This is a genomic window from Micromonospora globispora, from assembly GCF_003857015.1.
Classification (GTDB): Bacteria; Actinomycetota; Actinomycetes; order Mycobacteriales; family Micromonosporaceae; genus Micromonospora; species Micromonospora globispora.
Map to the genome: position 1 here is coordinate 1 of NZ_QGGF01000496.1, position 22600 is coordinate 22600.

Here is a 22600-nt window from a genome sequence, read left to right on the forward strand (position 1 = left end):
GCCCACCCTCCGCTGGCTGCTGCTCGTGCCCGCGGTGCTGACCGCGATCGCCCTCGTCGTCGTCTCCGCCCGCCCCACCCGGGACGAGCCCCGCGAATCGTCCCCGGTCGACTCCGACGGGGCCGGGTTCGACTGGTCCGCACCGCAGCCCCGGCGCCCGGACCCGAACACGCTCTCCGTGGGGGTCACGCACACCCAGCACTCGATCGACGACTGGGGCAGCGCGCCCGCCCTCGCCTCCGCCAAGGCCGTCCTCACCGCCACCGCGAGCTACCAGAACCAGCACATCTTCGGCTGGGGAACGGAGAACCCGCAGCCGAGCCCGGGAAAGTTCGACTGGTCCTCGCTGGACCGGCGGATGGCGCTGATCAGGTCGACCGGGGGCACCCCGGTCATCACGTTGTGCTGTGCGCCCGACTGGATGAAGGGCGGGCGCGCCGGTGAGACGAATTGGGACCGGCTGCACGTCGCGCCGCGCCCTGAGCACTACGCCGACTTCGCCGCGCTCGCCGCGGCGGTCGCCCGCCGCTATCCCGACGTGCGGCACTTCCAGGTCTGGAACGAGATGAAGGGCTTCTGGGACGCCGCCCGCAACCGGTGGCGGTACGAGGCCTACACCGCCCTCTACAACGCGGTGTACGACGCCCTCAAGGCGGTCGACCCGACCCTCGCCGTCGGCGGCCCGTACGTTGTCATCGACACCTGGGCGAGCCCGAAGACCGCCAGTCACCCGTCCGCCCTCGCCGGCGCCTGCGGGGTGGTCGACCAGCGCAGCCTCGACGCCCTGGACTACTGGCTGCGGCACAAGCACGGGGCCGACTTCGTCGCCGTCGACGCCGGGCTCTCCACCCGCGACCAGGGCAGGATCACCGCGACCACCACCAGCAGCGCGCTCTTCGGCGCGCTCACCCGATGGCTGCGCCAACGGACGACGCTGCCGATCTGGTGGAGCGAGTTCCACGTGGGCCAGGCCGACGCCGCCGGTCAGCCGAAGCTGACCGCCCGGGCCGTCGCCTCGCTGCTGCACATGGCCGACCAGGGCGCGGCCACGGCGCTCATCTGGGAGCCGCAACGCGACGATGACGGCACGCACGGGCCGGCGCTGTGGAACTCGACCGACCGCCGGGACGGGGGCCGCCCGCTCGGTTACGCGGAGGCGGTCGCCCGGCTGCAGCAGCTGCTCGCGGACCGGGCCGGAGCCAACCCGGTCTCCTGGCCGGTGCCGGAGCTGGGCCTGGTGCGGGGCCGGGCGGGCGTCCTGCTGGTGCACACCGAGGACGGCCCGATCGACCTGGAGGTGCAGGGACGGCCGCTCCGCCTGGCGCCGTACGAGGTGCGGTACGTCCCTCTGCCGCCCGACGCACCGGTGGAGTTCACCTTCCCCGTCGACCCGGGGTCCGCCGCCTCCGACGTACCGACAGCGCAGTGCCTCGACCTGGGCGACACCACCGCACAGCTTTCGGAGACGCGATGACCAGCGAGGACACCACCGTGCCGGCGACCACGGCCGTCGCCGGCCGGGAACCGCAGGGGCCGACGGGATCGGGGCCGGCCGGGCACCGGCTGACCCGGTCGGTGCTCGCCGGCCTCGACGAGGCGAACGTGCGCTGGTGCCTGCTACGGGGTGGGCCGGAGGGGCTCACCGCCCCCGGCGACCTGGACGTCCTGGTCGCGCCGGCCGACCTCGCGCGGGCGGTGGCCGTCATCGAGGCCCAGGGACTGATCCGCCTGGCCAGCCACGGCCGGGGCACCCACCGGTTCTTCCTCGGTCTCGACCCGGGCGCCAGCTCGTGGGTCGAGTTCGACCTGGTGACGGAGCTCGCCTACGGGCCGCGCTTCGAGGTACGCACGGCGGCCGCTGACGAGTGCCTTGGGCGCAGCATCCGGCAGGACGGCGTACGGGTGCTCGCGCCGGCGGACGAGTTCTGGGCGTTGCTGCTGCACTGCGTGCTCGACAAGGGCGCCATCCCGGGTCACCACCGGCGTCGACTGCGAGAACTGGAGGACCGGGCCACCCTGGACGCCCCGCTCGCCCGAACCCTGCCCGGCCAGGCCGCTCGGATGCTGCTGGCGTTCTGGCGGGCCGACCGGCCGGCGGCGCTCCCCGCCGTACGACGGCAACTACTCGCCGCCTGGTGGCAGGCCCGCCCGGTGAGCACGGCCGGTCGGCTGGTCGGTTCGGCGGCGCTGCGCGCCGTCGAGCGGCCGATGCAGGCGTGGAGCCGGCGGGGCGTCGGGGTCGCCCTGATCGGCCCCGACGGCTCGGGGAAGTCGACCCTGGCCCAGGGCATCGAGTCGGCGTCCTACTTCCCGGTGCGCCGGGTCTACATGGGACTCTGGCCGTCGACCGAGGCGCCGCGCAGCGCCGTCGAGCAGGGCGTGCGGATCCTGCTGCGGCCGTTCACGGTGTGGCGGCGTTATCTCGCCGCGCTGCGCCACCGCGCGCTGGGCCGGGTCGTGGTCTTCGACCGCTACGTCTACGACGCCCTGCTGCCGCCGCGCGGGCCGTTGGTCTGGCTGAAGCGGCCGTACTTCCAGCTGCTGAGCCGCCTGTGCCCGGCACCGGACGTGGTGCTGCTGCTGGATGTTCCGGGCCCGGTCATGTACCACCGCTCCGGCGAGTACGACCCCGAGCACCTCGAGGCCGAACGCGAGCAGTACCGGCGGCTGCGCCGCCGGATCCCGCACCTGGAGCGGGTGGACGCCGACCGGGCGCCGGAGTTGGTGCTCGCCGACGCGCTCCGCCGGATCTGGCGGCACTACGTCGATCGGGCGACCCGGTGAGGGCCGCCGTGCAGTGGGCGCAGCCGGTCCTGCGGAACCGGCTCGCCTGCTGGCAGCACCGGCCGGAGCGGGGCTGGACGGCCACCGTCGCCCCCCGCCTGATCGCCCAGGCGACCGCCACCCACGCCAGCCGGTGGCGGACCGAGACGGTCACCTTCACCAGCACGGCCGTCGCCGTGGCCACCGTCGGGGGCAGCCGACCCGGCGAGCGCTGGATCGTCAAGGTGCCCTGGACCGACCAGGCCGTCGACGGGCTGCGGCGGCAGGCCGAGGTGCTCGACCTGCTGCGGGCCGACCCGCGCCTGCCGGACCTGCGCCCGGTCCTGCCGTCCTGCGCGGCGCAGGGCGAGGTCGAGGGGCGCTACTACTGCGTGGAACGGGCGCTGCGGGGCGGCCCGGCAAGCGGGATGCTGCTGCGCCGTACCCGCCGGGCCGCGCTGCTCGCCTCCGCGAGCCGGGTCGTCCGCGACCTGCACGAGCGCACCCGGGAGCGGATCCGGCTCCACCCGTCCACCGTGGCGCCCTGGGTGGACGCTCCGCTCCAACGGCTCGAGGAGTACGCCGCCACCCACCCGGAGCGCGACCGGCTCCGGGACACCCTGCGCCGGCTGCGGGAGGAACTCCTCGCAGCCCTCGTCGGCCGCACCGTGCACACCTCGTGGATCCACGGCGACTTCTGGCCGGGCAACCTGCTGGCCGTCACGCCACCCGGGCAGGTGACCGGCATCGTCGACTGGGACCGGGCCTCGGCGCGGCAACTCCCCCTGCACGATCTGCTGCACCTGCACGTCCTCACCCGCCGGCTGACCCGCGGCGACGAGCTCGGGGAGATCGTCGTCCACGCGCTGCGGCACGGCGTCGAGCGGACGCTCGACGTCCCCGCCGACGAGGCCGCCACCTGGCTGGACGGCATCCCGCCGCGGCCGGCCCTGCTCCTCTACTGGATGCGCCACATCCTGCTCTTCATCGACTCGGAAGGTGACCATGACGATCCACGCTGGATCCGCGGCAACGTCGAACGCGTCCTCGTCAACGTCTGACCTGGTTGCGGCCGTCGACCCCGGGGCGCCCGCCGGGCCCGGGTCGGCGCTGACCGTCACCGTGGTCATCTGCGTCTACACCGAGCGACGCTGGCCGCAGATCGTCCGGGCGGTCCACTCGGTGCTCGCGCAGGACGTACCGGCGGCCCAGGTCGTCGTGGTCGTCGACCACAACCCGGCGCTGCTGGACCGGGTCCGGGCCACCTTCCCCGACCTGACCGTCGTGCCGAGCACCGGCCCGCGCGGCCTGTCGGCGGCCCGCAACACCGGGGTGGCCCGGGCGACCGGAGAGATCGTCGCCTTCCTCGACGACGACGCCGAGGCGGAGCCCGACTGGCTGGCCCGGCTGCTGCCGCACTACCGGGACGAGCGGGTGCTCGCGGTCGGTGGGCACGCCGTACCGGCCTGGGAGGAGGACCGGCCGCACTGGCTGCCACCCGAGTTCGACTGGGTGGTCGGGTGCAGCTTCACCGGCCAGCCCACCGAGGCCGCGCCCGTCCGCAACGTCATCGGCTGCAACATGTCCTTCCGCCGATCGGTCCTCGACCGCACCGACGGCTTCGATCCCGCGCTCGGTCGGGTCGGCCGCACCCCCGTCGGCTGCGAGGAGACCGAGCTCTGCATCCGCGTCCGCCAGCTGGAACCGGACGGGGTGGTGCTCTACGAGCCGGCCGCCCGGGTCCGGCACCGGGTGACGGTGGACCGGGCGACGTGGCGCTACTTCCGGCAGCGCTGCTTCTCCGAGGGGCGGTCGAAGGCCGTGGTGGCGCGGCTGGTCGGCAGCGACGCCGGTCTCGCCACGGAACGGACGTACACCCGCCGCACGCTGCCCGCGGGGGTGCGCCGCGGGCTGCGCCAAGTCCGCGCCGGCGACCGTAGCGGGCTGCTGCGCTCCGGGGCGATCGTCGCCGGCCTCCTGGTGACCGCCGCCGGGTACGTCTCGGCCCAGGCCCTGCGCACCTCCCAGGCGGTCGGCCAGCCGGCTTCCCGGCGTGCGGCCGGGCCGGTGCCGGTCCGGGTGCTCGCCGTCGACCTCTCCGACGGGGTACCCGACGTGCCGGACACCGGCGGCCCGGACGGCGTCCGGTACGGCGCGGCGCAGGTCCTGGTCCGGCTGCACGGGCAGCCGCTCGGGCTGGTGGACATCGAGTTGCCCGGCGGCGGGCTGGCCGCGCCGGCCCTGGTCGCCGCGATCCGGGAACGGCTCTCCGCGCCCATCGACGAACACCTGCGCCACGACGGCCTGCCCCCGCTCGGTCAGGTGGACCTCGACCCGGCCGGCCGGGTCGCGGCCCGCGCCTTCTGCCGCTTCCGGTCGACGACGGCCGAGCCGGTCCCCTTCGTCAGCGTGGTCGTGCCGACCTGCGGACGCACCCCACTCCTCGAATCCACCCTGGACTCGCTGGGCGCGCTCGACTACCCCCGCTACGAGATCGTCGTCGTCGACAACGCGCCGCAGGTCCCCGGAACGGCGGCGATCCTCGCCCAGCGGGCCGCGGACGACGGCCGGTTCCGCTACACCAGCGAGCCGCGACCCGGCGTCGCCCACGCCCGCAACCGCGGGCTGACCGAGGCGCGAGGCGAGATCGTCGCCTTCGCCGACGACGACGTCATCGTCGACCGGGGGTGGCTGAGCAGCCTCGTCGACGGCTTCACCGACGACGACGTGGCCGGGGTGACCGGCCAGGTGCTCGCCCGGGAACTCGAGACGCCGCCGCAGATCTGGCTGGAGCAGTACGGCGGTTACGGCAAGGGCTGCCAGCGGCGGCGGTTCGACCGGGCCGGCTTCGCCACGGTGGAGGCGGGGGGCGCCCGCCGCGTCGACCCGTCCCCGCGGTCGCTCTACCCGTACCTGCCCGGGTCGTACGGGTCCGGCGGCAACATGGCGTTCCGCACCGAGGCGCTGCGCCGGTTGGGCGGCTTCGACCCGCGGCTGCGCACCGGCGAGGACATCGACGTGCTGCTGCGTGCGGTGCTCGCCGGGCACGCGCTGACGTACGAGCCGGGGGCGCTCGTCTGGCACACCCACCGCCGTGAGCTGCGGGCGCTGCGCCGGACCATGTACCGGTACGGGGTCGGGCTCGGCGCCGTCCTGGCGAAGTGCCTGGCCACCGACCCCACCGCCCGGCGGGAGCTGCTCCGGCGGCTGCCCCGCGGCGTCGCCTACGCCGTGCGGCCCGGTTCCGAGAAGAACGGCCGTAAGCGGGACGACTACCCCGCCTCGCTGACCGCCCTCGAACTCTGCGGGATGGCGCTCGGACCCGCCTACTACGCCGCCGCCGCGGCCCGAGCCGGACGGAGCCGCCGGTGAACCAGCAACCGAGGATGGTCGTACCCGTCCTCTGCTATCACAGCATCGGCGACGAGCGCCGGGACGGCACGCTGCGCTGGTCGGTGTCGCCGGGCGACTTCGACGAACAGCTGGCGCTGCTCCGGGAACGCCGGCGGACGCCGATGACGGTGAGCGGGTACGCGGACGTGCTGCGCGGGCTCGCGCCGCTGCCGCCGCGACCGGTGCTGGTCACCTTCGACGACGGCTTCCCCGACCTCGCCGAGGCCGCCCTGCCGGTGCTGCGCCGGTACGGGCTGACGGCGACCGCGTACGTCATCGCCGCCCGGGTCGGCGTGGCACCGTCGCCGGACGGCGACCCGTCGCTTGACTGGGACCAGCTCCGGGAGCTGCGGGGGTACGGGGTGGAGATCGGGTCGCACAGCCGCAGCCACCGCGCGCTGGACTGCATCCGCCGGGCGGAGCTGCAGCAGGAGATCACGGGAAGCCGGCGGGTGCTGGAGGACGGGCTGGGGACGAGGGTCACCTCGTTCGCCTACCCGTACGGCTACCACAGCCCGGCGGTGCGGACCGCGGTGCGGGCCGCCGGCTACTCCTCCGCCTGCGGGGTCAAGAACGCGCTGAGCCATCCCGAGGACGACGTCTTCGCCATCGCCCGGGTGCTGATCGAGCGGGACACCGGCGTCGACGGGATCGCCGCGCTGCTCGACGGCACCGGCCGGCCGCTGGCCTGGCGGGGTGAGCACCTGCGCACCCGGGGCTGGCGGGCGTACCGGCGGGCCCGACATCTGGTGCACGCCGCGCGTCCCCGGCAGGGCCAGCCGGCCTCGTGACGGCGGGGAGAGAGAGCACCAACGACCGGAAGGAGAGGTGACCCGGTGAGCGCCCCACGTGCCGGAACCGCGAACGCGACGGTCAGTCCGGCGGCTCCCGGCGTCGGCACGGTCACCGCGCCGATCGGCGTACGGCTGCGCCGGCACCTGCGCGATCCGCTGAACGGCAACGTCTACGCGTTGATGCTGAACACGGCGATGAGCTCGGTGCTCGGCATCGCGTACTGGGCGCTCGCGGCGCGCCTGTACTCACCGGCCCAGCTGGGCATCGGCGCCGCGATGGTGTCGACGATGTCGTTCCTGAGCAACCTCTCCCAGCTCAACCTGAACGGGGCGCTCGCCCGCTTCCTGCCGACCGCGGCGGAGCGGGGCGGCCGGCTGGTCGGCTACGCGTACGCGGTCAGCTGCCTGGCGGCGCTCGCCCTCAGCGCCGGTTTCCTGCTGATCGCCCCCCTGGTCGCCGGCCGGCTGGACTTCCTGAGCCGCACTCCCCTGCTCGCCGTGGTGTTCGCCCTCTCCGTCGCCGGCTGGTGCGTCTTCACGCTCCAGGACAGCGTGCTCACCGCCCTGCGGGGGGTGGTCTGGGTCCCGGTCGAGAACACCGCCTTCGGCATCCTCAAGATCGCGCTGCTGGTGCTGCTCGCCGGCGCCCTGCCCAGCCTGGGCATCTTCCTGTCCTGGAACCTGGCGGTCGTGGTGGCGCTCATTCCCGTCAACGTGCTGGTCTTCCGCCGGCTGCTGCCCCGACTGCGGGAGCGGGGTACGGCGGTCGCGCTGCCGGGTCGTCGGGTGCTCGCCAGGTTCGTGGCGCTGGACTACGTGGGGTACCTCTTCCTCCAAGCGGGCACGAACGCCCTGCCGCTGCTGGTGACCGCGCGGCTGGGCGCCGAGGCCAACGGCGTCTTCTACGTCGCCTGGCTGCTGGGCGGCTCGCTGGAGCTGGTCGCGTACCACTTCGGCACCTCGCTGACCGTGGAGTCCTCCGCCGACGAGTCGCGGCTTCCGGCGTACGTCCGGCAGGTGCTGCGGCGGGGGCTGCTCCTCTTCGTACCGGCGGTCGTCCTGCTCTGCGTGTCGGCGCCGCTGCTGTTGACCCTCTTCGGCGGCGACTACGCCTCGACCGGCTCGGGTGTGTTGCGGCTCTTCGCCGTCGCGGTGCTGCCCCGCCTCATGCTGATCGTCTTCGTCGCCGCGTGCCGGGTGCAGCGCCGGGTCGGCCGGATCATCGCGGTGCACGCGGCGACGAGCACCCTGGTCGTCTCGCTGGCGGTGGTCGCGATGGCCGAGTTCGGGGTGGTCGGCGTCGGTTTCGCCTACCTCGCCGGGCAGCTCGTGGTGGCGGCCGCCGTCCTGCCGTCGATGGTGCGGCTACTGCGGGGCGGCTCGTGAGCGGCGACGCGACCTTGGCCGCCGTCCCCACGGCCGCCGGTCAGCGGGTCCGGGACGGCCTGCGCGCGGTCGCCGAGTGGTCCGCGCCGGCGGTGGCGCTCGCCCTGGGGGTCTGGGCGCTGCGCCGGGGAGACGCGGCCGACATCGGGTCGCTCGGCCTGGTCACCGCGCTCCGCCCCGAGCTGTACGTCGCGCTCGCGCTGCTGACGGCGAGCTTCCTGCACGGTGTCTTCCGTGCCCGCCCGGCACCCGACGCGCTGCTCGCCGCGCACGTGGCGGTGCTCGTCGTCCTGCTCTTCGGCGCGGCGCCGATCATCGAGCCGCTGCCCCGGGTCATCTCCGGTTGGCTGCACGTCGGTTTCGCCGACTACATCGCCCGGACCGGGGAGACGTTGCCGCAGTTGGACGCCCGCTTCAGTTGGCCGGGGTTCTTCGCGCTGACGGCGATGGCGACCCGCGCGGCCGGCCTGCCGGACGCCATGCCGCTGCTCGCCTGGGCGCCCGTGGGATTCAACCTGCTCTTCGGCGCGGCCGTGTTCCGGCTGGCCCGCGACACGTCGTCGGACGCGCGGACGGCGTGGCTCGCCCTCTGGCTGTTCTTCCCGGCGAACTGGGTGGGGCAGGACTACTTCGGCCCGCAGGCGATGAACTACCTCTTCTACCTGGTCCTGATGATGGTGCTGCTCCGCTGGTTCCGCCCGGACCGGTACGGCGGCCTGCACCAGGAGCGGCCCCCGAGGAGTCCGGTCGCCCTGCTGCTGCGGGTGCTGCGGCTGCCGCCGAGGCCGCTGCTGCGCGAACCGATCGCCCAAGCGACCGGTCCGGCCTCGCTGGTCGGTCTGGTCGCGGTGGTCCTCGCCGTCTTCGCGGCCAGCGCGGTGAGCCACCAGCTCACCCCGATCGCGATCGTGGTCAGCGTCGGGGCGTTGGTGCTGGTCCGCCGCTGCACCCTCCGTAGGCTGCCGGTCCTGCTCGCCGTCCTGCTGACGGCCTACATCAGCTACGGCGCCGTGCCGTACTGGGCGGGGCACCTGCACGACATGTTCGGCTCCTTCGGAAACGTCGGCGGCACGATCAACCACGGGGCGGTCGAGCGGGTACGGGGCGACGAGGGGCACCAGACGGTGGTGCTGCTGCGACTCGTCCTCGCCGTGGCGGTCTGGGGGCTGGCCGCGATCGGGGCGTGGCGGCGGATGCGCCGCGGACACGGCGACCTCGGGCTGCTGGCCCTCGCCGGGGCGCCGTTCCTCCTGCTGGGAATGCAGAGCTACGGCGGGGAGATCTTCCTCCGGGTGTACGCCTTCGCCCTGCCGTTCATGGTGGTCCTGCTGGCCGGCCTGCTGGTCCCGGTCTGGCCGGCGCGGCACCGCGTCCCCGCGGCGGTGCTGGCGGGCGCGCTGAGCACCGTCCTGATCGGCGCGTTCTTCGTCGCCCGGTACGGCAACGAGTCCTTCGAGCGGGTGCGCCCGGGGGACCACCGCGCGGTGGAGTGGCTCTACGACCACGCGCCGGCGGGTACCTCGTTCGTCTCGGTGACGTCGAACGTGCCGTGGCGGACGGAGGGCGTCGAGCGGTACCGGTACCGGCCCATCGGCGACGACCTCGGCCCGACGACGATCGGCGCGATCGAGGACGAGATGCGAGGGAACCCGAAGGGCGCCTACCTGATCTTCACGAAGGGCCAGTTCGTCTTCGCCGAGACGTTCCTGGGCAAGCCGCACGGCTGGGGCGAGGGCCTGGAACGCCAGGTCGTCGACTCGGGGAAGTTCCGGCTGGTCTATACCAGCACGGAGGCGAGGATCTACGTCCTCGGGGCGAGCCGAGGGGGTGACCGGTGACCGAGATCGCCGAACCTCGCATCGACGTACCCGAGCAGCGGGCCCTTCCCGCTGCCGCGGACTCCCCGCCACCCCCGCCCTGGCCGGCGCTGCTGATCGTCCTCGTCGGGCCGGGGGTGCTGGCCCTGGTCGTCTGGGACGGGCCGAGCGCCCTGCGGGCGGTCAGCGTCCTCGCCTACCTCGCCGTGGTGCCGGGACTGGCGTGCGCGCGCCTGATCCGGATGTCGGACGGCCTCAGCCGGTTCGTCATCGGCGTCGCGCTCAGCCTCGCCCTCGGGGTGCTGGTCGCGCAGGGCATGATCCAGCTGCACCGGTGGTCGCCGCTGCTCGGCCTCTCCACCCTCACGACGATCGCGTCGCTGGCCGCCGTGACTGAGCTGGCCCGGGACGTGCGGGAGCACCGGCGAGGGCGGGGGGTGGCGGCGGAATGACGGCCATCGCGCTGAGCGTGGTACGGGCCGGGCCGGTCCAGGCGGCCGTGCTCGCCCTGCTGCTGCTGGCGCTGATCGCCCGGATCGTGCTGCAGCTCGCCGCCGAGCCGGCGCGGCGGAACCTCCTCCGGGGCCTGGACCTGGCCGCCGCACCGCTGCTCGTCGCGTTCGTCATCATCGTCGTCGAACGGTTCGTCGCCCTGAGCTGACCGGCCCGGCGTGCCGCCGCGGCACTGCGGGCGCGGACCGGCGGCCTGTCGAGAGATCCGCTGGTCCACGGGGCGGTGGTCCCGCCGACGGGGGGACCTGCGGCCCTGTTGGTCGGCCGGGGTGCGGGACATGATGAACGTGCGACGCCCGCCGGAAGCGGAGGGCCCGGAACCGGAGAGGTTGAGCGCGGTCGGTACGGCCGTAAGACTCACCGTCATCAAAACGGTTCATCCGGTGCCCGGCGACCCACCCTTCCGACGGGCGCCAACGCGTGCGCAGGTCACCGCGGCTCACCACCGCACGATCATCTATTGACGATCGTCGATCAGTAGTCGGGCGGCGTCATGCCGCCGGACTTACAGTAAGCCTCCCGGGGTCTGTGTGCGGCCCGATCCCCCATCAAGCCGCACCTCGGCCGGGTGTCCCCCATCCGCGCGAAAGAGGTGACTCGCGTGAGACCTGCCCCCGCCATCTTCCGTCGTGGCCTGTCGGTCCTGGTTGCCGCCCTGGCCGCCGTCCTGCTTCTGCCCGCCCCGGCCAGCGCCGCCAGCGCACCGGACTCCATGGCGAGCACGGGCGACTCGATCACCCGCGGGTTCAACGCCTGCGGCTGGTACACCGACTGCACGTACCGGTCGTTCAGCACCGGTGGCTCCACCCTGGTCAACAGCCACTACCTGCGCATCCTGGCGAAGAACCCGGCCATCTCCGGCCACAACTACAACGACGCCCGCTCCGGCGCGAAGGCCTCGGCCATGCCGGGCCAGGCCTCGACGGCGGTGTCGCAGAAGGTCCAGTACGTCACGATCCTGATCGGCGCGAACGACGCCTGCACCAGCTCCGAGTCCACGATGACGCCGGTGACCACCTACCGCTCCTACATCGACAGTGCCTTGCGCACTTTGAAGTCCGGTCTGCCGAACGCCCGGGTCGCCGTGATCAGCATCCCGGACATCTACCGGCTGTGGTACATCGGGCACACCAACCTGACCGCACTGTCGGTCTGGGAGACGTACGGCATCTGCCAGTCGATGCTCGACCGGGCGTGGTCCACGTCCAGCACCGACGAGGCACGGCGGCAGCGGGTACGTCAGCGGGTCATCGCGTACAACACCCAGCTCGCCGAGGCCTGCGCCGCGTACGGCCCGAAGTGCGACTTCGACGACAACGCGGTGTTCAACTACCGGTTCACCCTGTCGCAGGTCTCCGGCTGGGACTACTTCCACCCGAGCACGAGTGGACAGGCAGCGCTGGCCCGGGTCTCCTACGCCGCCGGCTTCAACTGGTAGCACCCGACAGCGGCCTTCCCGGTATGACCGGGAAGGCCGCTCTCGTGCGGCTCGCATGGCCCGCGCCGCAGCGGGTACGGGTGGGCCGTGGGACGCTACGACGACGAGGTGACCGGGCTCGCGGCCCCGCTGGTGGACCCGGGCGACCTGGACGTGCTGCTGGACCGCGTGGCCGACGCCCGAGTGGTGATGCTCGGCGAGGCGAGCCACGGGACGCACGAGTTCTACACCTGGCGGGCGGCGATCAGCCGGCGGTTGATCGAGGAGAAGGGCTTCTCGTTCGTCGCCGTGGAGGGCGACTGGCCCGACTGCGACCGAGTGGACCGCAGCGTGCGCCGCCGGTCCGACGCGCCGGACGATCCGCGCGACGCGCTCGCCACGTTCGAGCGCTGGCCGACCTGGATGTGGGCCAACGAGGAGATCGTCGACTTCACCCGGTGGCTTTACACCCACAACGGGTCGGTCGACGAGCCGGCCCGGGTCGGCTTCCACGGCCTCGACGTGTACTCGCTCTGGGAGTCGCTGCGCGAGATCCTCATCTGGCTTCGCGAACACGATCCGGAGCAGGTGCCCGCTGCGCTGGCCGCGTACCGCTGCTTCCAGCCGTACGAGGAGAACGCGCAAGAGTACGCGCTGGCCACCCGGCTGGTACCGACCAACTGCGAGAACGAGGTGGTGGACCTGCTCGTCGGGCTCCGCGAGCGGGCCGCGGCCGAGAGCGACGGCCGCTTCGGGGTGTGGCAGAACGCCGAGGTGGTCGCCGGCGCCGAGCGCTACTACCGGACGATGGCCCGCGGCGGCCGGGAGTCCTGGAACGTCCGCGACCAGCACATGGACGACACGCTCGACCGGCTCCTGCGCCGCTACGGCCCGGGGGCGAAGGCGGTCGTCTGGGCGCACAACACCCACGTCGGGGACGCCCGCGCCACCGACATGGCCGACGCAGGCGAGATCAACATCGGCCAGCTCGCCCGTGAACGGTACGGCCCCGACCAGGTCGTGCTGATCGGCTTCGGCACGCACCACGGCACCGTGGTCGCGGGCGACGCCTGGGGCGCGCCGATGGAGGTGATGCCGGTGCCACCCAGCCGACGGCACTCGCTGGAGGAGGTCCTGCACGGCGCCGCGCCGGCCCAGGCGCTGTTCGTCTTCCCCCGTGACGAGCGGCTCGACCTGCTCACCGACGAACTCGACCACCGGGCGATCGGCGTCGTCTACCACCCCGAACGGGAGAGCTGGGGCAACTACGTCCCGACCGTGCTCGGCGAACGCTACGACGCCTTCTGTTGGATCGACGAGTCCCAGGCGGTCCGGCCGCTGCGCCTCCGGCCGACCAGCCTGGCCGAGCCGGAGACGTACCCGTCGGGCGTCTGACGGGTCGTGCTGACGCGCATCCACCGGCTGATTTTCGAGGGGCAGCGGCACCCGGTGAGGCACTGGCAGGATGGCCGGATGGACCTCGACTCCGGCGCTGGGCTGCTGCACCGGCTGACGTCGTACGTGCCGAACCGTGAGTGGGACGTGGGGGTGGACGACCCGCGTATCCGCCGCGACCTCGTTCCGAACGACCCGGAGACCCTGCCGCCGCCGATGAAGGGCTACCCGGACGGGCTTGCGGTCCTGGCGCTGCCGCGCGATCTCCCCGACCCCGGGGTCCCCGCGACGGCCGTCCTCGCCGGGATGCCGGCTGCGACGCAGCCGCTCGACGCGGCGCAGCTCGGCCGGGTGCTCTTCCTCGGTGCCGGCGTGGTCCGCACCGGGCAGCGCAACGGTCGCCGCTTCCTCTACCGCGCCTCCGGCTCGGCGGGGGCCCGGTTCCCGCTGGAGGTCTACGCGAGCACGCGCGGCGTCGCCGGGGTCCCGGACGGCGTGTACTGGTACGACGGGGCGCAGCACGCCCTCGTCCAGGTCGCTCCCGCCGCCACCGGCTCGGTCACCACGCTCGTGGTCACCGGCGTGCCGTGGCGGACGGGGTGGCGTTACGCCGAGCGCGGGTGGCGGCACCTCTACTGGGACGCCGGGACGCTGCTCTCCCAACTGTCGGCGGCGGCCGCGAGCGCCGGCCTGTCCCCACGGCTCCGGTCGCTCTTCCCGGACGCCCTGGTGCGCCGGCTGGTCGGCGCGGACGGGGTGCACGAGTACCCCCTGGCGCTGCTGTCCCTCGGGGACGGCGAGCCGGCGATCGGCCCCAGCGGGCCGGCGGCTGCCGGTGAGCTGCCACCGGTGGAGCTGCCACTGTGCACCGCCGCCCAGCGGGCCGGCGAGCGGGACGACCTCGGGGCACCCTGGCCCGAAGCGCCTACGCTCCCGGACTTCCCTCCGTCCGACTCGCTCGACGAGGTCGTGCGGCGGCGCGGTTCGCAGCGGCGCATGGACCGGTCCCGGACGCTGCCCCGGCCGCTGCTGGAGTGGTCCATGGCCGCGGCCCTGCGCGGCGTGCAGGTGCCGCACTGGGTCGCCGTCCACGGCGTCGACGACGTGGCACCCGGCCTCTACCGGTGGCCCGACCTGTCGGTTCCGCTGCGGGCCGGCGACCTGCGCGACGAACTGCTGCGGATCTGCCTGGACCAGTCGCTCGCCGGCGACGCGGCGTACGTGGTCATCGCGGCCACGCCGCTGGCAACCCTCGACGACCGCACCTACCGCGACGCCCAGCTCGCCGCCGGGCTGGTCGAGGGCCGGCTGCACCTGGCCGCATACGCCCTCGGCGCGGGCGCCTCCGGAATGACCTTCATCGACTCGCAGGTCCCGAGCCTGCTGTCCGAGCCGGACGACCTGGCGACGCTCCTCTTCACCTGCGTCGGCGTTCCCGAGTACGCGTCACGCAGCGGTGGCGGCCCGGGCGCACCCGTCGAGGTCCGGCCCGTCATGCCGCGCATCGGCCAGTCGTGACGTTCCCTCTCGGGTGACCCCTCGGGCAGCCTGGTCGCCGGCGTCCCCCACCACCTGAACCGCCACCGGATGCGACCCTGGTTCCCCCCTCCGCAGCCGGACGCCGGCCCCTGCCGTTTCCGCGGCAGGGGTCGGCGTCGGGGTGGATCATCCGACCAGCATCTTGACCGCGGCGGCGAGCTCGGCCAGGCCCTTCTTCGCGTCGGCGAAGTACATCCCGGTCCTCGGGTCGCTGTACAGCTCGTTGTCGATGCCCGCGTACCCGTGCCCCATCGACCGCTTGATGACGATGACGCTCCTGGCGTGGTCCACATCGAGGATGGGCATACCGGAAACCGGATTGCCGGGCCGGCGGGCGGCGGGGTTGACGACGTCGTTGGCGCCGATGACCAGCGCCACGTCCGCCCGGGCCAGCTCGCGGTTGGCGTCGTCCATCTCTTTGAGCTGCGAGTACGGCACGTTCGCCTCGGCCAGCAGCACGTTCATGTGTCCCGGCATGCGGCCGGCGACCGGGTGGATGGCGTACGAGACCTCGATGCCGCGGGTCTGCAGGAGGTCGGCCAGTTCGCGGACCTCGTGCTGGGCCTGCGCGGCCGCCAGACCGTACCCCGGAACGATGACGACCTTGCTGGCGTACGCGAGCTGGATCGCCGCGTCGTCGGCCGAGACGGCGCGGACCTGCGCTCCCGGACCGGTGTCAGCGGCAGGCCCGTCGCTGGTGCCGAAGCCACCCACGATGATGTTGGCGATCGACCGGTTCATCGCGTCGGCCATCAGCTTGGTGAGGATGCCGCCGGAGGCGCCGACCAGCGCCCCGGCGATGATCAGGACGGTGTTGCCGATGACGAAGCCGGCCATCGCGACGGCGGTGCCGGTGAACGCGTTGAGCAGCGAGATGACGACAGGCATGTCGGCACCGCCGATCGGCAGCACCATGGTGACCCCGAAGGCGGTGGCGGCGACGGCGAGCACCACGAGCACGGTGACGTTCGCCGCGCCGGTGGCCAGGTATCCGCCGGCGGCGATCATCACCAGCGCCAGGGTGGCGTTGACCGCCCGTGCGCCGGGGAAGACCAGCGGCCGGCTGGCCACGACGCCCTGAAGCTTGCCCGAGGCGACCACGGAACCGGCCAGCGTCACCGCGCCGATCACGATGTCGAGGACCGTCGGCACGGCGACCCGTGCCGGTAGGGCACCGCCGCCCGCGGCGACCCGGGTGAAGTCGTGCACCGCGATCAGCCCGGCGGCACCACCGCCGACCGCGTTGAACAGGCTGACCAGCTGCGGCATGGCGGTCATGGCGACGGTCCGGGCGAAGTACCAGCCGGCGCCCGCGCCGACCGCCGCTCCGCAGAGCAGCACCAACCAGCCGGTGGCGGACACCGCCCCGGAGTCGACCAGCAGCACCAGCGTGGCCAGGGCGGCGGCCACCATTCCGGCGGCGGATACGGTGTTGCCGCGCCGGGCCGTGCGCGGCGAGTTCATCAGATGCAGCCCGATCACGAAGCAGACGGCCGCGGCCAGATACACCAGCCGGATCACCGTGTCGAGGGTGCTCATCGCTCCTCCTCGGCGGGCTGCTTCGCGGCGGGGGCGCGGAACATGGCGAGCATCCGGTTGGTCACCACGTATCCGCCCACCACGTTCATCGTGGCGAAGGCCGCGGCGACGAAACCCAGGACGTAGCCGAGCAGGTTGTCCGCGGTCACGGCGATCAGCATCGCGCCGACGAGCACGATGCCGTGGATCGAGTTGGCGGCCGACATCAACGGCGTGTGCAGGGTCGCCGGCACCTTGCTGATCACCTCGAAGCCCACGAGCAGGCTCAGCAGGAAGATGCTCAGGTCGGCCAGGAGTTCCGGAGTCATGACGTTGTCCTCTCCAGCAGACGGGCGACGCCCGCATGGACGACGGCGCCGCCGTGGGTGACGACCACCCCCGCCTGGATCTCGTCGCCGGTGTCGACCGCCAGCGCCCCGTCGCGTACGAGGTGCAGCAGCAGCGCCGTGATGTTGCGGCTGTACGCGGCCGACGCGGCGGTGGGCATGGTGGCCGGCAGGTTGTCCGCCCCGATGACGGTGACCCCGTTCCCGGTCACGACGGTCCGGCCGGGCTCGGAGCCGGCCACGTTGCCCCCGAGCGGGCTCGCGGCGAGGTCGACGACCATCGAGCCCGGTTTCATCGCCTTCACCGCGTCGGCGGTCACCAGCAGCGGCGGCCGCCGGCCGGGCACCTGCGCGGTGGTGATGACGACGTCGTGGCGGGCCACCTGCTCGGCGAGTTCCCGCTGCTGCGCCTGCTGCTCGTCCTCGGTCAGGGCGCGGGCGTACCCGCCCTCGCCACGGGCGTCGGCAACCGACGCCAGCTCCACGAAGGCCGCACCCAGCGATTCCACCTCACCGCGAGCGGCGGGGCGCACGTCGTAGGCCCGCACCACCGCCCCCAGCCGGCGGGCCGTACCGATCGCCTGCAGTCCCGCCACGCCGGCACCGAGGACCAGCACCTCGGCCGGTCGCGCGGTTCCGGCAGCCGTGATCAACAGCGGGAAGAACCGTTCGTACGCGTTGGCCGCGACCAGCACGGCCTTGTAGCCGGCGATGTTCGCCTGCGAGGTGAGCGCGTCCATCGTCTGGGCCCGGGAGAGCGTCCGCGGGACGCCGTCCACACTGACCATCGTCACGCCACGGGCGGCGAGATCGGCGGCGTACCCGGGTTGCCGCAACGGTGCGAACATGCCCACGACGGCCTGGCCGGCGCGCAGTCGCTCCGGCGGGACGAGGCCGATCGACAGCACCACGTCGGCGCGGTCGTACAACTCACCGGTGGTGACCACCTCGGCGCCGGCTTCGGCGTAGGAGTTGTTGTCGAACCAGCCGGCTGTACCGGCGTCGGATTCCACCACCACCGTCATGCCGGCCGCGACCAGCCGGCCCACCCCGTCGGGGGTCAGCGCGACCCGCCGTTCGCCGGGCTCGTCCTCCCGGCGTACGCCCACCGTCAGCGGATTCATGCCACTGTCTCCTCACTGCCCGCGCCTGCTCGGGCACCATCTCCATGGCACCCGCCGGGCACTCCGCGACACACAGCCCGCAGCCCTTGCAGTAGTCGTAGTCGATCTCGAAGCCGAGGCCCGGCCCGAGCTTGCGGATCGCGTTGTCGGGGCAGACGCCGTAGCAGTTGTCGCACTCGAAGCAGGTGCCGCACGACAGACAACGACGCGCCTCGAACAGCGCGGTCGACTCGTCCAGCCCGCCGACCACCTCGTCGAAGGTCGACACCCGCCGGGCCGCGGTGAGCCCGGGCGCGACCGTGGCGGGCGCGTCGCAGTAGTACCAGGTGTTGAGCCGCTCGAAGCCGGCCGGCGCGGACGGCGGCACGGGCCGCGAGGCGCGCCCCTTCAGATACGCGTCGATGGCGGATGCGGCACCGCGGCCCTGCCCGACCGCGTTGGTGACGGTCTGCTCGGCCCTGACGGCAGTCCGGTTGTTCGCGACTGCGGGGCTCGCAAGCTCACTCCTCGCGCTCACGATGTCGCCGCCGGCGAAGACACCAGCGTGGCCCGTCATCAGGTCCGGGCCGACCCGGACGGTCCCGCCGTCCAGTCCGACGCCGTCCACCCCGGACAGCAGCGACAGGTCGGCCTCCTGGCCGACCGCGAGCACGACCGCGTCGGCGGACAGATCGTCGTACTCGCCGGTGGGCTGCGGGAACCCGCTGTCGTCCAGGCGCATCTTCTCCACCCGGACCCGGTCGCCGTCGATCTGCGTGATCGTCGACAGCCAGCGCACGGTGATGCCTTCGTCGAGTGCCTGGGACAGGTCCACCTCGTGGGCGGGCATCCGGTCCCGGGTACGTCGGTAGACGACGACTGCGTCGGTGGCCCCGATCCGGCGGGCCGAGCGGGCCGCGTCCATGGCCGTGTTGCCGCCGCCGTACACCACGACCCGGCGGCCGAGCTGTGGCGGTTGCCCGTCGGCGACGCGGTGCAGCATGGTGACCGCGTCGAGCACCCGGGCGCCGTCACCGGCCGGGATGTCGACCCGCCGGCCGAGCTGCGCGCCGACGGCGACGAACACCGCGTCGAAGTCGGCCGCCTCGGCGGGCAGGTCGGTCACGGTGTGGCGCAGGTCCAGCCGCACGCCGAGGTCGACGATGCGGGCGATCTCCGCGTCGAGGACGTCGCGGGGCAGCCGGTAGGCGGGGATGCCGTACCGCATCATCCCGCCCGGTTCCTCGCCACGGTCCCGCACGGTCACGTCGTGGCCGAGCAGCCGCAGGTGGTACGCGGCGGACAGTCCCGCCGGTCCGGCGCCGATGACGAGCACCCGGCGCCCGGTGGGCGGTGCGTCGCTGGTGACCGTCCAGCCCCGGCGGATCGCCTCGTCGCCGAGGAACCTTTCCACCGCGTTGATGCCGACCGCCTCATCGAGCCGGCCGCGGTTGCAGGCGCTCTGGCACGGGTGGTAGCAGACCCGGCCGATGACCGCCGGGAACGGGTTGACGGTCATGATCTCTCGCCAGGCCGCCTCGTAGCCGCGCTCCTCGACCCGGTACAGCCAGCGCTGCGGGTCCTCCCCCGCCGGGCAGGCGTCCGCGCACGGCGGCCGGCGGGTGACGTACACCGGACGGTCCACCCGCCAGGTGCCGGTGTGGTTGGCCAGGCTCGATCCGACGCCGAGCGTGATGGCGAAGGGCTTGTCGGTCATCACGCCACCTCCGGGTGCGCGAGCAGTCCGTACCGGTGGATGTTGTGTTCGGCGATGGCGTTGATCGCGTCGAGCACGTCGTCGCGCCGGGTCGGTTCGAACAGGTGCCGGTAGCGGCCCTGGAGCCGCAGGTACTCCTCCACCGACGCGCGGCGGCGGATGCGGCGGACGCCGGTGACCGCGCCGTGCTCGGCTTCGAAGACCGGGAAGAGTCCGCTCTCGGTGGCCAGCCGGGCGACCCGGATGGTGTCGCAGGACGCGCTTCCCCAGCCGAGCGGGCACGGCACCAGCACGTGCAGGTAGCGCGCGCCATGCAGGGTCATCGCGTGCGCCACCTTGGCCTCCAGGTCGCGCAGGTCGGCGACGGTCGCCGTCGCGACGTACGGGATGCCGTGGGCCATCGCGATCGCGGGCAGGTCCTTGCCCTGGCCGAACCGGTTGCCCGGCCGGTCGCCGACGGCGGGGGTGGTCGCGGTGCGGGCGGCGGGTGGCGTGGCGCCCGAGCGCTGCACGCCGGTGTTCATGTACGCCTCGTTGTCGTAGCAGACGAAGAGCACGTCGTCGTTGCGTTCGAACATCCCGGACAGGCAGCCGAGCCCGATGTCGACGGTGCCGCCGTCGCCGGCCTGCGCGAGGACCCGGATCTCGTCCCGGCCCTGGGCGCGCAGGGCGGCCGCAGCTCCGGCGGCGACGGCCGGGGCGTTGCCGAAGAGCGAGTGCAGCCAGGGGACCCGCCAGGACGTCTCCGGGTACGGAGTGGAGAAGACCTCCAGGCAGCCGGTCGCGTTCACCACGACGAGCCTGCCGCCGGTGGCCCGCATCGCGGCGTCGAGCACGTACCGGGCGCCGAGCGCCTCGCCGCAGCCCTGACAGGCCCGGTGGCCCGAGGTCAGCGCGTTGGCCCGGTCCGGGTCGGCCTGGCCGGAGCGCATCGCGGGGTCCAGCAGCCGATTGCCGACGGCGAACGTGCCGACCTGGTAGAAAAACACGGGCTGACCGCTCATCGCGCCCCTCCTCGCAGATCGTGCAGGACGTTCTCCGCGGTCGGTCCGGACCGGCGGGTGGCCGCCGCGCGGGCCAGCTCCCGGTCCACCACCTCCCGATGGAGATCCAGGAACGTCAACGGTTCGAGCTGGTCGGTCACGGCGTCGCGCAGCATGCCGCGCAGCGATGCGGACGTGACCGGGCGACCGCCCAGTCCGGCCACCACCGTGTGGCACGCGGTGCCGGGCCGAGCGGCGCGGACGTCGGCGCTGACGATCCCGCCGACGCCGGTCGTGAAGGCGCGTTCCAGCACGACCACCCGGCGGGCACCGGCCAACGCGGTGGCCACCGCCTCGAACGGGAACGGCCGGAACGCGGTGACCCCGAGCACGCCGACCGGTACGCCCTCGTCGCGCAGCTCGTCGACGGTGTCCTTGAGGGTGCCCAGGACGGAGCCGAGCGCGACCACCACGGTGTCCGCGCCGTCGCACCGGTACGGGCTGACGACGTCGAGCCGGCGCCCGGTCAGGGCCGCCAGCTCCCCGGCGAGGTACGGCAGCCGCTCGAGCACCGCCAACTGCCGGACGTGGGCCAGGTAGCGCACCTCGGTGAACGCCTCCGGGCCGACCATGGCGCCGATCGACACCGGGTCGGCCGGGTCGAGGACCTGGCGCGGCTGGTACGGCGGCAGGAACGCGTCCACGCCGGCCTGGTCGGGCAGGTCGACCGCCTCGACGGCGTGGGTGAGCACGAACCCGTCCATGCACACCATCACCGGTAGCGACAGCTCCTCGGCCAGCCGGAAGGCCAGCAGGTGCAGGTCGACCGCCTCCTGGTTGTTCTCCGCGTAGAGCTGCACCCAACCCGAGTCGCGCTGGCTCATCGCGTCGCTGTGGTCGTTCCAGATGTTGATGGGAGCGCCGATCGCGCGGTTGGCCACCGTCATCACGATGGGCAGTCCGAGTCCGGCGGCGTTGTACAGCGTCTCGGCCATGAACAGCAGCCCCTGGCTCGCCGTCGCGGTGTAGGAGCGACCGCCGGTCGCGGAGGCCCCGATCGCCAGTGACATCGCGCCGAACTCGCTCTCGGCGTTGATGAACTGGCAGCGCCCGAGCGCGCCCGTCGCCACCCGTTCGCTGAGCGCCTCGACGATGTGGGTCTGCGGCGAGATCGGGTACGCGGGGATCACCTGCGGCCGGCACAGCGCGACGGCCTCGGCGACCGCGCGGGAACCCTCGATCTGGCTACGCATGTTGCCGCTCCTCACACTCGGCGCGGACGAGCTCGTACGCGGCCTGCGCGGCCGCGACGTTGGCGGTGGCGAGCGGGCCCGGGAACCGTTGGCGGATCGCGTCGAGCACCGACTCCAGCCGGACCTGCCGGGTCAGCGCGGCGAAGGCGCCCAGCAGCGCGGCGTTGGGCACCGCCCGGCCGATGTGGCGCAGGGCGAGATCCGTGGCGGCGACCGCGACCGTGGTCGGGGGCAGCTCCACGCCGAGCTGGTGCACCGGGCCGGCCCAGTTGACCAGGACCGACCCGTCCGGGCGGAGTCCGGTCAGGACGTCAACGTGCCCCAGCAGCGTGGGGTCCTGCACGATCACGCAGTCCGCGGCGGCGATCGGCTCACGGGTACGGATCGGGCGGGTGTCCAGGCGGCAGTAGGCGCTCACCGGTGCACCGGTCCGTTCCGAGCCGAAGCTGGGGAAGGCCTGCGCATGCCGGCCCTCGGCGAAGGCGGCGACGGACAGCAGTTCGGCGGCCGTGACCACGCCCTGCCCGCCCCGCCCGTGAATGCGTACTCCGAACATGTGGCGCCGCCTCTCCTCCACCGCCGGGCTGCTCCTCTGCCATCAAGCGTCGCGGCGAAGGGGCGTCGCATCACGAGCCGAAAGGCACCGGTGGGTGGGCCGAAAG

18 protein-coding genes and 1 pseudogene are annotated in these 22600 nt (G+C 73.4%); 12 read left to right on the forward strand and 7 right to left on the reverse strand.

Going from position 1 to position 22600, the window contains the following annotated elements:
* The 12 genes from DKL51_RS26525 to DKL51_RS26575 form a co-directional block, all read left to right on the forward strand.
* On the forward strand, positions 1 to 1474 hold a 1474-nt coding region (locus tag DKL51_RS26525; RefSeq protein ID WP_124812621.1), incomplete at its 5' end, for a GH39 family glycosyl hydrolase.
* Positions 1471 to 2784, forward strand: coding sequence for a hypothetical protein (locus tag DKL51_RS35185; protein ID WP_165823112.1), 1314 nt, complete (start codon positions 1471 to 1473; stop codon positions 2782 to 2784). The genes DKL51_RS26525 and DKL51_RS35185, both read left to right, overlap by 4 nt.
* Complete coding sequence (locus DKL51_RS35190; protein WP_165823113.1) at positions 2781 to 3824, forward strand: phosphotransferase family protein; 1044 nt, start codon at positions 2781 to 2783, stop codon at positions 3822 to 3824. Before DKL51_RS35185 ends, DKL51_RS35190 begins: the two co-directional genes overlap by 4 nt.
* Positions 3769 to 6135: a glycosyltransferase family 2 protein gene (locus DKL51_RS35195; RefSeq protein WP_109945000.1), complete on the forward strand. Its 2367-nt coding sequence runs from the start codon at positions 3769 to 3771 to the stop codon at positions 6133 to 6135. The genes DKL51_RS35190 and DKL51_RS35195 overlap by 56 nt, the downstream gene beginning before the upstream one ends.
* Complete coding sequence (locus DKL51_RS26540) at positions 6132 to 6947, forward strand: polysaccharide deacetylase family protein (RefSeq protein WP_109945001.1); 816 nt, start codon at positions 6132 to 6134, stop codon at positions 6945 to 6947. The genes DKL51_RS35195 and DKL51_RS26540 overlap by 4 nt, the downstream gene beginning before the upstream one ends.
* 45 nt (positions 6948 to 6992) lie before the next feature.
* Entirely contained in the window at positions 6993 to 8336 is a 1344-nt protein-coding gene (locus tag DKL51_RS26545) for a lipopolysaccharide biosynthesis protein (RefSeq protein WP_109945002.1), read from the forward strand.
* Positions 8333 to 10174, forward strand: coding sequence for a hypothetical protein (locus DKL51_RS26550; RefSeq protein WP_124812622.1), 1842 nt, complete (start codon positions 8333 to 8335; stop codon positions 10172 to 10174). Before DKL51_RS26545 ends, DKL51_RS26550 begins: the two co-directional genes overlap by 4 nt.
* Positions 10171 to 10605, forward strand: coding sequence for a hypothetical protein (locus DKL51_RS26555; RefSeq protein WP_109945004.1), 435 nt, complete (start codon positions 10171 to 10173; stop codon positions 10603 to 10605). The genes DKL51_RS26550 and DKL51_RS26555 overlap by 4 nt, the downstream gene beginning before the upstream one ends.
* The gene (locus tag DKL51_RS26560) at positions 10602 to 10814 is read left to right on the forward strand and encodes a hypothetical protein (RefSeq protein WP_109945005.1); all 213 of its coding nucleotides are present in this window, start codon (positions 10602 to 10604) and stop codon (positions 10812 to 10814) included. Before DKL51_RS26555 ends, DKL51_RS26560 begins: the two co-directional genes overlap by 4 nt.
* A gap of 453 nt (positions 10815 to 11267) precedes the next feature.
* Positions 11268 to 12104 carry an SGNH/GDSL hydrolase family protein gene (locus tag DKL51_RS26565; protein ID WP_243422411.1) on the forward strand — a complete coding sequence of 279 codons (837 nt, stop codon included), beginning with the start codon at positions 11268 to 11270 and terminating at the stop codon, positions 12102 to 12104.
* Positions 12105 to 12191: 87 nt separating this feature from the next.
* On the forward strand, positions 12192 to 13478 hold the full coding sequence (locus DKL51_RS26570; RefSeq protein ID WP_423790657.1) for an erythromycin esterase family protein: 1287 nt from the start codon (positions 12192 to 12194) through the stop codon (positions 13476 to 13478).
* Positions 13479 to 13556: 78 nt separating this feature from the next.
* Complete coding sequence (locus DKL51_RS26575; protein ID WP_123827040.1) at positions 13557 to 14996, forward strand: nitroreductase family protein; 1440 nt, start codon at positions 13557 to 13559, stop codon at positions 14994 to 14996.
* Positions 14997 to 15143: 147 nt separating this feature from the next.
* Here DKL51_RS26575 and DKL51_RS26580 read toward each other — a convergent pair whose 3' ends face one another.
* The 7 genes and pseudogenes from DKL51_RS26580 to DKL51_RS26610 all read right to left on the reverse strand — a co-directional run bounded on the left by DKL51_RS26580 (position 15144) and on the right by DKL51_RS26610 (position 22515).
* On the reverse strand, positions 15144 to 16556 hold the full coding sequence (locus tag DKL51_RS26580) for an NAD(P)(+) transhydrogenase (Re/Si-specific) subunit beta (protein ID WP_109945007.1): 1413 nt from the start codon (positions 16554 to 16556) through the stop codon (positions 15144 to 15146).
* Entirely contained in the window at positions 16553 to 16864 is a 312-nt protein-coding gene (locus DKL51_RS26585; RefSeq protein ID WP_109945008.1) for an NAD(P) transhydrogenase subunit alpha part 2, read from the reverse strand. Before DKL51_RS26585 ends, DKL51_RS26580 begins: the two co-directional genes overlap by 4 nt.
* Complete coding sequence (locus tag DKL51_RS26590) at positions 16861 to 18006, reverse strand: NAD(P) transhydrogenase subunit alpha (RefSeq protein WP_109945009.1); 1146 nt, start codon at positions 18004 to 18006, stop codon at positions 16861 to 16863. The genes DKL51_RS26585 and DKL51_RS26590 overlap by 4 nt, the downstream gene beginning before the upstream one ends.
* A 40-nt stretch (positions 18007 to 18046) precedes the next feature.
* Positions 18047 to 19702 (reverse strand): annotated as a pseudogene (locus DKL51_RS36710) (NAD(P)-binding protein); the annotation flags it as partial.
* Positions 19702 to 20706: a thiamine pyrophosphate-dependent enzyme gene (locus tag DKL51_RS26600; RefSeq protein WP_109945010.1), complete on the reverse strand. Its 1005-nt coding sequence runs from the start codon at positions 20704 to 20706 to the stop codon at positions 19702 to 19704. The gene DKL51_RS26600 and the pseudogene DKL51_RS36710, both read right to left, overlap by 1 nt.
* Positions 20703 to 21938, reverse strand: coding sequence for a transketolase C-terminal domain-containing protein (locus DKL51_RS26605; protein WP_109945011.1), 1236 nt, complete (start codon positions 21936 to 21938; stop codon positions 20703 to 20705). The genes DKL51_RS26600 and DKL51_RS26605 overlap by 4 nt, the downstream gene beginning before the upstream one ends.
* Positions 21931 to 22515 (reverse strand): 2-oxoacid:acceptor oxidoreductase family protein, encoded by a 585-nt coding sequence (locus DKL51_RS26610; protein WP_207783857.1) that lies wholly within the window; start codon positions 22513 to 22515, stop codon positions 21931 to 21933. Before DKL51_RS26610 ends, DKL51_RS26605 begins: the two co-directional genes overlap by 8 nt.
* Positions 22516 to 22600: the final 85 nt, after the last annotated feature.